A 14,914-nucleotide genomic window follows, 5' to 3' on the forward strand; every position below is an offset into this window, starting at 1 on the left:
TCACCTATATTGCTCATTCTTATTATCAGTATACCCAATTCTTATTAAGAAACAACTAAGCTTTTCAACACCTACTTACAAAAAAATGACTCAGGATAAATTCATCCTGAATCATTCACAATAAATTATGTGCTAGCATTACCGCTCCAAAGCAATCTTATGAAGTACACCAAATGGTTTAAATTAATAATTGCTATTCAAAAAATTGTCGGGTTGTTTGCTCAACAAAATTACTATGTATCTTTACTATGTATCTTTAGAATAACAAACATTTCTAACGTTGTCCAAACAAACTTTAATGTTTTCTTAACAAACCCTGAAAAGTTGTATGGATAATCTTTAGAAAAAAACTATTCTCAAGAAAAATTATTGATAGATAGCTTTTTGATAGCATCTCAACACCTATTTTGATTTTTATTTTATTTAATTATTTTTTTGAAACTTTTTATAATTCATTTAAAGTAAACGATATCAATCACTTGATTTCACATCAAATGAGAACCAATTCTAATCGTTTTTTCAGAATCAACATGGTAGTCGATTTCATTTTATGTTTCATTGCTTTTCGGTTTTGGATCAAACTTTTTTCGCTCAATTGTTCCCCATTGTTTACTGCCTTTACGATAATTAAAGAATGCTTTAACTCGCCACCATACGGTTAAAGGACGGTAATAGAACTGCTCTAAAATACTAACCAAGAACAGCAATAAAATATCTTTCAAATTGCTGTAACGTTTATAAGAAATTTCTTCAAATAGAATAGCTGAATAAGAAAATAAAATGCCCATCAAACAGGTTAGCAAAAAGATAAGCCCTACGTAAGAAGAGAGGATGTTTAAATAAATAGCTAATCCCATTACAATATATCCTATCATTTCAATTACGGGTCCAAGCAATTCTACTAGAAAGAAATAGGGCATTGAAGCTAAACCAACAGACCCATATTTAGGATTACCTATCATTTTTTGATGTCTGTTTAAAGAATCAAATAATCCTCTATGCCACCTTATCCGTTGCCCTTTCAAATCTTTATAGCTGTCAGGTGCTTGTGTCCAGCAAACGGCATCTGAAGCAAAATCAATGCGATAAGGTTCATCGTTTTGACGGAATTTTTCATGTAATCTTAGAACAAGTTCCATATCTTCCCCAATCGTACGCTTAAATCCGCCAACTTCTAATACAGCGGATTTTTTAAATAGGCCAAATGCTCCTGAAATAATCATCAGTGCATTGAATCGCTGCCAACCAACACGACTCGTTAAGAAAGCTCGAAAATATTCAATAACTTGAAACCGTTCAATCATTTTCTTAGGAACTTTGGTTTGAACAATTTCCCCATTTTTTATAGTACTGCCATTTGCGATTCGAACCATCCCGCCTACTGCAATCGTTTCTTCATATTTAAGAAACGGTGATACAATTCTTAGCAAGGCATCTTTTTCAATGATACAATCAGCATCGATTGCACAAAATAAAGGATAAACTGAGACATTTATGCCGGCGTTCAATGCGTCTGCTTTACCACCATTTTCTTTATCTAATAAAATCAAATCTGGATTTTCATGAGATTTATATGCTTGTTTGATAAGGTTTGTTTCGATTTTTATATCACTATCTAATTCTACAGGATATAAATCAAAAAATTGAATCAGTTTAGCCATTGTCTCATCTGTTGATCCATCATTAACGACGATCACTTCAAATTCTGGGTAATCTAACTGCAAAAAAGAACGGACACTTTCCACAATTGTTTGTTCTTCATTATAAGCCGGTACAATAATAGAAATGGGTTTAGTATAATGACTGACACTTGTAATATTTGTTTGGATGATTTCAATAAATTCTCTTAATCGTTTCCAAGAAACAAGGATAAGGATAAGGTACAGGGCTGTGACTAAAATAGCATACCCTAAAATAAACATACTAAAATAGTAAATAAAGTTTTCTACTAGCATCATTCGGTCACACTTCCTTTCATTTTTAATTGTGTATGTTGATCAGCAGTTTCAAATGTCTCATATTTCTGATCAAGCATGACATTATCTGGATAACGTTTTTTTAAATGGTTTATAGCATTATAGCGTACCCACCAATTTTCATCCTTTAGCATGTCCATTAGTAATTCTTGTTCACTAGGTGCGTTTAAAAGCGGAAGCTCTTTTGCTAGTACTGCCCGCACTTGCCAATCGATTTCTTTTTTATATAGTTCTTGAAAAAAAGAAAAGTAAAAGTCATTTTCACTTGTAGCCAGTGCACGAATAGTAGCTATCCGAACTTCTCTTGATTCTTCTAAGTAAGGTAAAAGTTGGTTTACCAATGAAGGGTCCTCTTTTTTTAAACGATTTCTTAAAACTAATAATAAGATGATTTTATTTTTGTCTAGTGTAGCTTCACGTAAAAAATGAAGGCTTTTTTCAACATCCATATGGAGATGATTCAACATATCGATAATGCGATCACTCATAATAGATGACTCTAACAAGGCTTCAATATAAATTGGTAATTCCTTTTCTGATAAAGGTAAGGATGAAATAGCATAAAAAGAATTGTACTTGATTTCGAAATTTTTACTTGTTGTTCCCTTAATTAATAGAGGAAACGCTTTATGGAAGCGTAGTTGACTAAAAAATTGAATATGCTGTAAAGTTAACTTTTTCGAAGCATCTGCAATCAATTCATCATAAAAACCTAGCTGCTTTAGTACCCATAGACTATTTTCAGCTGTTTCAGGCATTTGGGCACATTTCATAAGTGTATCGAATACAACTTTTCGTTCTTTTTTAGTTTTAAAAAAATTTAATCTTTCGACAAGCTGACTCGGATCATTGATTTTTTCTTCTATGATTGGTTGGATCTGCTTACATGCCTTTTGATAACTTTTTTCACTTAATCGATACTTTTGATTAATGATGATTGTAAAAATAACAATACCTAAATTCGTAATAAATAAACTGATAACTACTAACAAAGCAACATCAAGTAATAAATAGTTCATTGTATCTCTCCTGTCTTCTGAGGTTTGGTACAACTGTCATAAAAACTTATTCCTTTAAAAATTCTGCTATACTTTCTAAAAAAAACCCAACAACTTCAGGATCAAATTGTGTCCCTGAATTTTTTTTGATTTCAACAATAGCTTCTTCTTGAGTCATAGCTTTACGATATGGTCGATCTTGTGTCATCGCATCATAAGAATCTACCACTGAAATAATACGAGATAATAAAGGAATATCATATCTCGTTAATCCATCTGGGTATCCCTTTCCATCTGAGCGCTCATGATGGTGCAAAATAGGCAACGCAATATCAGCTAAACCTTGAATAGACTTAATGATCTGATAGCCAATAAACGAATGCTTTTTCATTTCGTCCATTTCTGCATCCGTCAATTTGCCTGGTTTATTTAAAATGGCATCATCGATCCCAATCTTACCTACATCATGCAGCTCTGCCAATAAAGCTAACTCATCCATTTGACAAGGTGATAATTTCATCTTTTTTCCAACACTTTTTGACAAATTCACCAGTCTTTCTGCATGTTCCTCAGTAAACTTACTTCGTGCTAATAACGTTGTTTTGATAGAAGTTAAAAGAATATTACGCATGCTATCGCGGTTGAGCATCTTTTGCTTATCCATATAATCTTGAGCCTTGTTGATCATTTTTTGGATATCATAATCCATCGTGCACTTTGTTTCAGACCCTAATGCAAGATTGATCGCTGCTTGGTCTTTACTAATTTGGTCATTGTACTCCCTGATCGCATCTTGAATTTTTTCAATGTACCAAGAGACTTGTGAGCTGTCAGTATTGGGCAATAAAATACTGAATTCGTCTTCTCCGTAACGAGCAATATATCCAGTTTTGGGGATACTTTCTCTTAAAATAGTTGTAATTGCTTTTAAGAGCTGATCTCCTTCGTAATGTCCATAGTGCTGATTGATTCTTCTTAATCCATTGACATCTCCCATAATGATAGACAGTGGTAAGCTCTTTTCATTGTCACAAGCAACTTTTAATTTCTCAAATTTGATGTGATTGAACGAATCTGTTAAAGGATCATGGAACATCAAGTGATTGATTTCTGCTTGTTCTGCTTTTCTTTTTGTCATATCGGCAAAAGTTAATATTCCTCCAAGTAAGGTTCCATTACTCGTTTTTGGTTTGACAAAATATTCCACTGGATAGAGAGTTCCGTCCATTCGTATAAAATAAATCTCATTTGATTGACACGGCTGTTTTCCAATCAATTTATTTAGGATGTCTTGCTTAACGGTCGTTTCTTCTGTTGACAACGAATCCTTAATTAAATGATTAAAAATTGGTTGTCCTACCATTTCTGACTCTTCTTTTATCCCCAATAATTTCATACAATTGAGGTTCAAAAAAGTACATCTCCCATTCAAATCGATTCCACAAATTGCTTCTTCTGTTGAATTTAATATCAAACTCAATTGATTTTCAGTTTGTTTTAAATCTTCTTGTGCAACATGTTTTTGTAATACTTCAGTTGTTGATTCTGTATAGGATATAGCCGTATATTCCTTCTCAAGCGAAAAAATTTGAATTCGGTAAAACTGTTTTTTTGATTCAAAATAGTAGTCTGCTTTATCATTTTTTTTTGCTTTTTCACTTGCTTTTAACAACTGTAATGTTTTTAAATTTATTGATTCGGAAATTTCTGATACTTTCTTTCCGAGTAATGTATCTTTGTTCATCCCTACCAAACATTCGTAAGCAGGATTTAAATCTTTATAGATTCCATCTATAACCTTGTTATTGCTATCCCTAATCAGTTCAAAGCAAACAAATGGATTTGGACTTGCTTGAATTATTTCTGCATAAAAAGATGGTTTCATCATTCTTCTCTCCTTATACTTCACTCGACTCTTTTGCAAAGGTATCGTCAAAGATCCCATCACTCTTTGACAATTTTTTTTTTGATTTTAGTTATCATATTCTAAAAAAGCTTCTTTTAATAAGTAATAGGATGGTTTCAATCGTTCGTGGTACGTTGGTAGTTCCCATGGTTCCCATGAATAAGGTTCTAATAGTATTTTATTAGGATTTGTGGATCCTTTTTTCACTAAAGCAGCCCCTAGGTAAATATTTTCTACACTAACTGCTTCAATACCGTCATTTTGATACAGATCCCCCATAATTTGTTTCGTTGACGGATCCATTACATTCAATAACTGCCATGGTAAAGCCATTTCAACAATACCGTCTTTCACTGCAAAATCAGTCAATGAATTGTACTCTTCATGTTCCGGATTCCCATCTCCTAATACTAAAGCTCCTGTTTCATACTTTGAAAAAGGGATGACTTCATTTGTTTGAGGCAATGTTAATTCTGCTGACAAAGCATGATTCATTGGGTTAAACAACCCTGAATTTTTTTCCGTGTAAACTGATTGTTTCTCGATTGCTTCTAATTTTTCTGCATATTGGTAATAATAAGAATCATAATACGCATCTACCATAATGGAGGATCCGGTCGCTCCGTTTATTTTTACTAGAAAATCAGTTGGTCGAGAAAAAATTAATGAACCATCAGCTGTTTGACTATTTCCTTGATCATCTTTTACATCAATAGCAATAACTAATTGATCTTTTTCAAAATCAAAATCTTTCGCTTCTAATTTCACATAAAGGTATTTTTCATCTGATTTTACTGAGAGCGTATTTTCTTCATTTTTTGACAACTGGTCTTTTTCACTCCACTCAGTATCATTTCCATCAACATAGACTACACTTTTTTCTTCCCCAGGATCAAAAGCCAGTAACCCAAAATGTTGCTCATTGGTCTGAGGATTAGACCAGTATGGTCGGCGGTCAGACAAATCAAAATCTAATGTGTTCCAAGTTCGTTTAAACCATTCATCTTGCCACGTAAACACGAGTCCTCCTAAATAACCTTCGTCGTGTATATCCTGCATCATATCGATCAACATTTCGCCTTGTTCGGTCTCCTCAATGCCCCCTTGGTTAAACCCCGAGTACAAACTTTCATGAGCTTTCCCCCTAGAAGCCGGTATTCCAAATTCAGCCACCATAACTGGCACAGTATGTTCTTTGATTAGATCTCTTAAATAAGCTTTGTAAGTATTGACACTGCCGTCTTCGTTTTTCACTTCAGCATACTCAGGCTGATGGTTCAGAAATTCTGGATAATAAGGATAGACGTGATAAGAAGCAAATAATCCCGTTTCTAATTGATCTGTGCCTTTTATATGTTCTGTGTTTACAACTGCCATATCCTCGGTCTCATCCGGTTCATTTGGATGATCTAGCATATCTGTCGTTAGCCAGTTGGTATAGCTCAGTGGGCGCATAGTTTGATACTCTTGAGCCTCATAGGATAAAGTAGCCTCCCCTACTTCCGCTAAGAATACCTCAAACGGCGAAGCTCCCTCTGTATACAAGTAGTCCCCTTCAAACGCAGTCATTTCCGGGTTCGCTTCATTTGTTTGGTTGACAAAATGAGGATCCCACTCAACACCTAATATCCAGCCTATAACATACTGAGAAATATCCTTTGTGTATTTCCCGTACGCGAAACCGGCTTTTTCGGGTAAGTTTGCTTGACCGTGCAGTACATCTACTAAATCTATGGTATCTTTTATGAAGTCTTTTTTTATTTTTTCATCTTCCGCATAGGCATCGCTCAACTCAGCAATTCCCTCTTCATTCAAATATACACCGTGCATTAAGTATAACGGATCATCATTTTTCAGGTTAAATTCATACAGGGCATCATAAAAATCCGGTTTTAAGATAGTATATACCCGAATAACATCTGCATTCATCTCTTTGATTTGTTTAAACCAACGCAAATATTCATCTTTTGTAATAGCTAGTTCGCCTGGAAAAGTGCCTGGCTTTGCAGCTCCCATATTCACACCTGCTAAAAATGTAGTAGTCCATTCACCATCTTTATAAATATAGAATTCTTTCCCTTCAACTTTTGCTACATATGAAAGATCGTTTTCAGATTCATAAACTGTTTCTTCAGTTTGATTCATAAAAAAAAGGCCCCCTCCGATGACTAGTAAACTAATTGCTATTCCAATGATCATCCCTTTTTTTCTCATTTCCCCATCCCCTTTTAGTCAGTGTACCGGCAAACTTAACAGTGATTTCTTATTTTCAATTTACCGATTTCGATTATCTTTCTATGTATTAAAAATCCGACTATATTAATTACTATAACCGAACCTAGTCTTTAAGGATAGCGGTTTCTAATTTTTTTTTAACTCTTGATCTTAGATCAAGAGTTTATCCTTTTTGTAACGATATTAAATCAGCCTGCACCAAAGAAAATCAATACTGATCTTCTTTGGTGTAGGCTGATTTTTTATCTTTTTCCTGCTTTATAGATTGCTGAACTAACAGTATAACCGCTTGTCGTTAAAATCTCTTTTATCGTCTTTGTATCTGGACTATCCATTTGAATGATCACTTCCGTAAAATCATCTTTTCGGTAGACCGCGATTTGATTAATACTAATCTGAGCTTCGGCTAAAATATTAGTGATATCTTCAAGGATCCCTGGCTGGTCTTCTGGAATATCGATCACAATACGGCTCCCTTTATTGTTATATCCCATAATATCGATAAAGGCGCTAAAAATATCCTTATCGGTGATGATCCCTACAATTTTATTTTGGTCTTCTACCACAGGCAAAACGCCTACTTTTTGGTCGCGCATCCGAGACGCAGCTTCTTCTAACAGGTCATCTGCCTGGATCGTAACAACTTTTTTATGCATGATATCGCCAACTTTAGTTTTGGTCAGCAAATAATTCATTTCATGGATACTCAAACTTGTCGCGGTTGATGGAGAATTTTCTTGGATGATCTCTTGTGTAACTAATCCGACCATTCGTCCATCTCTTACTACTGGCAAACGATGAAAATCATTTTCTTTCATGATATCCAGTGCTTCTAAAATTTTTGTGTCTTCTGAAACGGTCACAACATTTGACGTCATATAACTTTTTACATCCATCTCTTAACCTCCCAAATAAGCTTTTTGAACTTCGTCACTTGCCAGCAATTCTTTGCCTGTATCGGTTTGAACGACTTTTCCGGTTTCCAGAACATACCCACGATGGGCCACTTCTAGAGCTACTTTTGCATTTTGTTCAATCAATAATACGGTCGTTCCTTGTTTATTGATCATTTGAATGATGTTAAAAATTTCTTTGATAAATAGCGGTGCTAATCCCATTGAAGGTTCATCTAACAATAGTAGTTTCGGTCTGGACATCAGTGCTCGTCCCATAGCGACCATTTGTTGCTCCCCACCAGATAAGGTTGCTGTATCTTGTTTTTTCCGTTCTCCCAAAACTGGAAAACGGTCAAATACCATCTTCAAATCTTTTTGGATATCATTTTTATCTTTTCTAAGAAACGCTCCCATTTCTAAATTCTCCATAACAGTCATTCCTTTAAAGACATGCCGTCCTTCTGGAACTTGAGAAATACCCAACTGAACGATCTTTCGTGTCGATTCTTTTTGTATCGGTTGACCTTTGAAAATGATTTCGCCAGATTTTGGACGATGCAAACCAGAAATGGCCTTTAAAACGGTTGACTTCCCCGCACCATTGGCACCAATCAGTGAAACAATCTCCCCTTCATTAACTTCAAAGTTGATTTCTTTAGTAGCTTGGATAACGCCGTAATAAACGGATAGATCTTTTACTTTTAACATGTCTATTCACCACCTAAATATGCTTTGATGACCGCTTCGTTGTTCTTGATTTCCATAGGTGTTCCGTGAGCGATCATTCTGCCGTATTCTAATACGTAAATGCGTTCACATACATCCATGACTAAAGACATATCGTGTTCGATCAATAAAATTGTGATTTTAAATTCTTTTTGGATCTGGCGGATCAAAGAAGTCAGATTAGCTGTTTCTTGCGGATTCATTCCTGCTGCTGGCTCATCTAAAAATAATATTTTAGGTTTTGTGGCCAATGCGCGAACGATTTCTAGGCGTCTTTGTTCTCCGTAGGGTAAATTTTTTGCTAACTCTTCTACTTTGCTTTCTAAGTTGAACAGCGCTAACAGTTTGAGCGCTTCATGACGCATTTTTTCTTCTGCTGCGTAATATGCTGGCGTCCTAAAAATACTGGCCACGGTACCGACTTTATTTTTTTCATGCATGCCGATCAAAACATTTTCTAATACGGTTAAATCTTTAAACAATCGAATATTTTGAAAAGTTCTTCCTAAGCCCATAGCTGTAATATTATATGTTTTTTGTTTGATCAAAGAGGTTTTTTTACCCTCTACTTCTAGATCGATACTCCCTTCAGAAGGCTCATAAACGCCTGTTAACAGATTGAATAGCGTCGTTTTTCCTGCACCGTTTGGGCCGATCAATCCGACTAATTCATTATCTTCCAATTGCATATTTACCATGGAGACAGCTGAAAGTCCACCAAAGTTTTTTGTCAGCTGTTTAACTTCTAATAAACTCATTCTGCTCCCCCCTCTTTCATCGAAGCTTTTTTATTTTTACGGTCTAATAAGCCAGAAATGGTAAATTCTTTTGTTCCCAATAAACCAGAAGGTCTAAACACCATGATTGCGACCAGTGCAATTGAATAGATGATCATTCTCAATTGTCCAAAAGGCTGCAAATAAACATTTAAAATACCTAATACGATCGCTGCAACGACACTTCCAGTCATACTTCCTAATCCGCCAAAAACGACAATAATCAAAATATCAACAGATTTCATAAAAGTAAAGTCAGCTGGACGGATAACACTGAAATAAGAGGCGTGCAATCCACCTGCAGTCGCTGCAGAAGCTGCTCCTAAAACAAAAGCGATGATTTTATATTTTGTCGTATTGATCCCCATCGACTCTGCTGCGATCTCATCTTCACGAATGGAGATCGTTGCTCGTCCTGGACTGCTTTTGATATAATTAACAGTAATGATCATGGAAATCACGATAAAGGCAAACGTGATTTGCCAATTAGCGATAAAAGGGATCCCGCTTAATCCAGCAGCTCCGTTTGTAATACTGTTCATGTTCAAAATCACGATTCGAATGATCTCAGCTACCCCTAAAGTAGCAATTGCTAAATAATCCCCTTTTAATCGTAAAGTAGGGATCCCTACTAACAAAGCCACCAGACTGGCGATGGCGATCCCTAAAAGCATTCCTCCAAGCAGACCCGCCAAAGTAGGATATTTGATGCTGATAATGCCGGTACAATAGGCACCAATAGCCATGAATCCTGCATGACCTAAGGAAAATTGACCTGAAAATCCAATGATCAAGTTTAATCCAGTTGCTAAGATCACATTGATCAGAATGGTCATCAACGTTATTTCATAGAAAGCATTGATTATACCTGTCATTGTGCCTATTTGAATGATTGCATAAACGGCTGCAATAAAAATGAGCCAACCGAGATTTTTCTTATTGAATTGTTTCATTCTTATCACCTACACTTTCTCTTTTACATTTTTACCAAGCAAGCCTGATGGTTTAAAGATAAGAATAATGATCAAAATCAAGTAAACGACCGCATCTTTGATCATTGATCCGCCATATCCACTGACCAATGTTTCGATGATCCCAATTGTGAATCCCCCAAACATAGCTCCTGGGATGATCCCAATTCCGCCTAATACAGCCGCAATGAAGGCTTTCAATCCCGGAGCGTATCCCATCATAGGTTCAATCGAGTTGTAATACAATCCGACTAAAACTCCTGCTGCGCCTGCTAATGAGGAGCCAAGTGCAAAGGTAAATGAAATCACGTTATCGACATTGATCCCCATCAAGCGAGCCGCGTCTGCATCAGTACTAACAGCTCGCATAGCTTTTCCCATTTTCGTTTTTTGAACAATAAGTTGCAATGCTAACATCAAAATAATCGTTGTGCCAAAAATCAAAATTTGAGTTTGACTGACTTGTAATCCAGCAAATTCATAAATGTTATTCTCAATCACTTGTGGAAAGGCTCTCGTTTCTGAACCTACCAAGTAGATCATGCCATTTTGCAATAAATAAGACATTCCGATAGCTGTGATCAAAGCGGCAACACGAGTAGCATTGCGCAGTGGCTTGTAAGCAATTCGTTCAATAGCAACTCCCAAAACAGCACAGAAAACCATGGATAGGATCATTGCCGGCAAGAAGCTTAGCTTAAGAGAGTTGATAGCTGTGTAACCAACGAATGCCCCTACCATATAAATATCGCCGTGAGCAAAGTTGATCAATTTAATAATGCCATATACCATGGTATATCCTAATGCTATCAAGGCATAGATACTTCCTAAAGAGAGTCCGTTGATCAGTTGTTGTAAAAATGCTTCCATAGTATGGCACCTCTTTCCATTTTTAAATATGAAAGGGTGCTAAGCAAAAACCCGCTTTGCACCCTTTCGTTTGATTTTTCATTAAGGAGTAACTTCTGTATTACCGGCCTCAACACCATCTTGCAATTCAATAACTAAAGTTGATTTTACGGGATTATGATTTTCATCAAATGAGAATGTCCCTGTTACGCCATCAAATTCAGTGATTTCTTCAAGTGCTGCTGTTATCGCTTCTGGTGTTGCTTCACCAGCTTCTTCGATTGCTTGAGCTACAAGGTAAGCTGTATCATATGCAAGAGCTGCAAACATATCTGGTTCCACATCATATTCGGCTTTATAAGCTGCAATAAATTCTTGCACTTGGGCATCCTCACTATTTGGTGAGTAATGAGCTGAGTAATAAACATCATCCACATTATCTACTCCAGCCAATTCAAGTAATGCTTGGTTTCCAAAACCATCAGCACCCAATATAGGTTGGGTGATCCCCATTTCACGCGCTTGTTTGATGATCAATCCTGCTTGGTTGTAGTAACCTGGCAAGAAAATAAAATCAAAATCAAGATCTTTTATACGAGTTAAGATAGCGCTGAAATCAGTATCATCAGCAGTGAAGTTCTCCTCTGCTATGATCTCTCCCTCAAACGTTCCTTCAAATGCATCTGTTAAGCCTAGTGCGTAATCACTTGAACTATCGCCAATTATCACGGCTTTTTCAGCACCTAATTCATTAGCAGCAAATTCGGCTAATGCAATTCCTTGAAACGAATCTTGGAATGATGTGCGGAAAATATTTGGTTGAACCTTGCCACTTTCATCAAGTGTCAAACTATCATCTGTGCCAGAAGGAGTAACTAATGTAACGCCTGCTCTTGTAACAGCTGGCGTAGAAGCTTTGACCGCTCCTGTCGTTGCAGGTCCTACAATAACGGGTACTTCATCTTGAGTCGCTAATTTCGTTGCGATACTAGCCGCTTCAGTATTGTCTGATTTTGTATCGTATTCGATTAAATCAATTTTTTTGTCCAGAATTCCGCCACTCTCATTGATTTCTTTAAAGGCTAAATTCACTGCATTTGCTTCAGCCGTTCCGTATGCTGAGACTTCTCCAGTTTTTTCAAACATGGATCCTATTTTGATTTCATCTTCATTACTCCCGTTTCCAGTGCCACATGCTGTAGCTGCTAACGATAGAGCTGCTATTCCCATTACCAATCTTTTTTTCATTTTCTTTTCCCCCAATTTACGCTCTTGCGTTAGTTGATCACTCTAATACGGATTAGTCAATTATTAAAATACTCTGAAAAAATGATTTGTTAAAGATTAGTATAGAATATTCTGAATATTTAATCAATAGTAATTTACCTTATTTTTTAAATAAAAAACTCATTGGTTAGAGGAAACAAAAAAAGCGAGGAAAATCCCCACTTTTTTCTCGCTATATTGTTGTTTCACCCATTTCTTGCTGTTCATAGAAATCTTTTTTTATTTGAATGAACCGCGAAAAATCATTTAAAAGCACAAATAATGCCGCACGATTTTCAAACTCGCTTCGTGTTTTAGGCAGATCGCTATTTCTGAAATCAGTTAACATGGACTCAAGATCTTTCATCAAGTCTACTGCGGGGTTGCTTTCGTGCAATTGATTTGCCGTTTGTTGAAAGAGTCGTGCTAATGTATCATTTTGCTTTGTTGGCAATGAACATACACTTATATCGATCGACATTTCTGCCAGTATTTTTGCCTGCTGTTGCCGCATATCAATATATTGAATCATATAATCATCATTTTGGCTTAGTAATTGATTATTAAATTCTAAATAAGCCATCTTTTCTGCGGTTTTCAAGTTTACAGAAAGCTCTTTTATAAAAATTTCTACTTGATCATTTGGATAACCTGTTTCCAATACAACAGCAAAGTTCATTAGAACGTGTTTCATTTTTTCTTCAATCTCATCTCTTAGTTGCATTAATTGATTCTCTTTTGAAGGCATATATAAATTAAATAAAATAGCCATTCCTACACCTATCACCATCAATGACATTTCATTTGCAAGCCAAGTGATTGAAGTACTTTGTTCTAATAATAAATGAGAAACAAGCACAGAACACGGTGCTATTCCCACCTCTAAATTTAATTTATACGCTAAAGGAATATAGATCAGAAGATAAATTCCAAATACGATCGTATTAAATCCAACTAGTTGAAACAGGATCGTTGCCACACCCAAAGCTAAAATCGTTGACCCTACTCGTTGTAAAGCGATTATAACGGATGACTTTTTGGTATCTAGTACGCTTAGGATAGCCACAACTCCTGCTGATACACTGTATTCCAATTGAAATGCTTGGGCTATCAAGATTGCAATAGTTGTTGCTAAAGCTATTTTTATTGCTCGTAAAGAGACGGTCATTCTTACACCCCTTTGATATGGATCCTACTTCAATATTACCTTACTTTTGGCAAAACTAAAAATTTTTATTTGCATTACATTTATTTTCCCTTATTATTGACACTATGTGCACTAAAAACAGAATGCTCTAATGCTTCTTAATAGAAAGTGATGGATACAAATGACTATTGGTAATTATCGTATCGGCATGCGCACACTCAAAACAGGATTAGCTGTTGGGTTGTGTCTTCTTTTATTTCATTTTCTCGATAGAGAACCTCCTATGATTGCTGCATTGTCAGCTGTCTTTGGTTTGCGGGAAGATTGGCAGAAAAGTTTAAAGTTCGGGAAAACAAGAATCTTTGGAAATTCTATTGGCGCTATTTTTGCTGCTCTGTTGGTGCTGTTGCAACAATTTTCGGGTCAATTCTTTTTAGTCGAAATGATTGGTGTTCCTATCGGTGTTATTCTGATCATTATTTTTTGTGACTTGACTAATTATAATAATGGAATTATTGGAGCAAGTGCTGCTTTTTTAATCATCTATTTTAGCATACCGACTGATGAAACAGTGCTTTATGCTTTTGCCAGAATTGTGGATACTTTTATAGGAACTTTTATTGCTATTTCAGTTAATCGCCTGATTCCTGGTGGACCAAAACCATCTGATAAGTTTCAAACTTGATGGCAAATCGATTGATCAATAAAATAAGCTTTCAACTCTTAACTTAAAGAGCTGAAGGCTTATTTTGGCTGTATAATTTTTGGTGTGGATAAAGAAAATTCTTTTGGAATGACGGGTTTGCTTGTGGAGAGCCATGGTACCGCCTTGAAGCCTAAAAAGAAGTCTTCCAGGCTTTCAAGCCTCAAACAAAGCATAATCGCTGAAGCTCTAACGCTCTGTAATTCGCATTGAATACTTTACATGGCTACAAGCAACCCTATTCCTCCAGAAAATAATATGATTGCTTTGCAATCTAAGCCATGACAGAAAAACCGTTTCACTATATAATTTAATTAGGAAAAAAAAATCCGACTGAAAAATGGGTTTTGCCGAACCTGACCAGAAAACTGGATGAACTTCTTATCTTTTGAGATAAGCCGAATGCATCTTTGAATGCGAAAATAAATTTACAACACTTGATACGAAGTTCTTTTTCCTAATAAA

The 14,914-nt window shown here is 35.8% G+C and carries 12 protein-coding genes; 1 reads left to right on the plus strand and 11 read right to left on the minus strand.

Features of this window, described 5'->3' with window-relative positions; genetic code table 11:
• Positions 1-548 precede the first annotated feature (548 nt).
• From J7E16_RS09930 to J7E16_RS09980, 11 genes are all read right to left on the minus strand, one after another.
• Positions 549-1,958 (minus strand): glycosyltransferase family 2 protein, encoded by a 1,410-nt coding sequence (locus tag J7E16_RS09930; RefSeq protein WP_214891328.1) that lies wholly within the window; start codon positions 1,956-1,958, stop codon positions 549-551.
• The gene (locus J7E16_RS09935; RefSeq protein ID WP_214891330.1) at positions 1,955-2,995 is read right to left on the minus strand and encodes a HEAT repeat domain-containing protein; all 1,041 of its coding nucleotides are present in this window, start codon (positions 2,993-2,995) and stop codon (positions 1,955-1,957) included. The genes J7E16_RS09930 and J7E16_RS09935 overlap by 4 nt, the downstream gene beginning before the upstream one ends.
• A 46-nt stretch (positions 2,996-3,041) precedes the next feature.
• A complete protein-coding gene (locus tag J7E16_RS09940) occupies positions 3,042-4,862 on the minus strand; it encodes an HD domain-containing phosphohydrolase (RefSeq protein ID WP_214891332.1) in 1,821 nt (606 codons plus the stop codon).
• An 84-nt stretch (positions 4,863-4,946) separates the two neighbouring features.
• On the minus strand, positions 4,947-7,025 hold the full coding sequence (locus J7E16_RS09945) for a family 2 glycosyl transferase (RefSeq protein ID WP_214891334.1): 2,079 nt from the start codon (positions 7,023-7,025) through the stop codon (positions 4,947-4,949).
• 332 nt (positions 7,026-7,357) lie between these two features.
• Positions 7,358-8,011 carry a CBS and ACT domain-containing protein gene (locus J7E16_RS09950; RefSeq protein WP_214891336.1) on the minus strand — a complete coding sequence of 218 codons (654 nt, stop codon included), beginning with the start codon at positions 8,009-8,011 and terminating at the stop codon, positions 7,358-7,360.
• A 3-nt stretch (positions 8,012-8,014) separates the two neighbouring features.
• Positions 8,015-8,725 carry an ABC transporter ATP-binding protein gene (locus tag J7E16_RS09955; protein WP_214891349.1) on the minus strand — a complete coding sequence of 237 codons (711 nt, stop codon included), beginning with the start codon at positions 8,723-8,725 and terminating at the stop codon, positions 8,015-8,017.
• Positions 8,722-9,495, minus strand: a complete 774-nt coding sequence (locus J7E16_RS09960; protein WP_214891338.1) for an ABC transporter ATP-binding protein — start codon at positions 9,493-9,495, stop codon at positions 8,722-8,724. Before J7E16_RS09960 ends, J7E16_RS09955 begins: the two co-directional genes overlap by 4 nt.
• Positions 9,492-10,466, minus strand: a complete 975-nt coding sequence (locus J7E16_RS09965; RefSeq protein WP_214891340.1) for a branched-chain amino acid ABC transporter permease — start codon at positions 10,464-10,466, stop codon at positions 9,492-9,494. The genes J7E16_RS09960 and J7E16_RS09965 overlap by 4 nt, the downstream gene beginning before the upstream one ends.
• Before the next feature lie 9 nt (positions 10,467-10,475).
• Positions 10,476-11,354 carry a branched-chain amino acid ABC transporter permease gene (locus J7E16_RS09970; protein WP_034545685.1) on the minus strand — a complete coding sequence of 293 codons (879 nt, stop codon included), beginning with the start codon at positions 11,352-11,354 and terminating at the stop codon, positions 10,476-10,478.
• An 81-nt stretch (positions 11,355-11,435) separates the two neighbouring features.
• Positions 11,436-12,581 (minus strand): ABC transporter substrate-binding protein, encoded by a 1,146-nt coding sequence (locus tag J7E16_RS09975; protein ID WP_214891342.1) that lies wholly within the window; start codon positions 12,579-12,581, stop codon positions 11,436-11,438.
• Positions 12,582-12,792: 211 nt separating this feature from the next.
• Positions 12,793-13,767 (minus strand): aromatic acid exporter family protein, encoded by a 975-nt coding sequence (locus tag J7E16_RS09980; protein ID WP_214891343.1) that lies wholly within the window; start codon positions 13,765-13,767, stop codon positions 12,793-12,795.
• Between the two features lie 160 nt (positions 13,768-13,927).
• On the opposite strand from J7E16_RS09980, the gene J7E16_RS09985 reads away from it, so the two are divergent.
• Positions 13,928-14,431, plus strand: coding sequence for an FUSC family protein (locus J7E16_RS09985; RefSeq protein ID WP_214891345.1), 504 nt, complete (start codon positions 13,928-13,930; stop codon positions 14,429-14,431).
• Positions 14,432-14,914: the final 483 nt, after the last annotated feature.

The sequence above is a fragment of the Carnobacterium sp. ISL-102 genome, assembly GCF_018612935.1.
GTDB lineage: Bacteria > Bacillota > Bacilli > Lactobacillales > Carnobacteriaceae > Carnobacterium_B > Carnobacterium_B alterfunditum.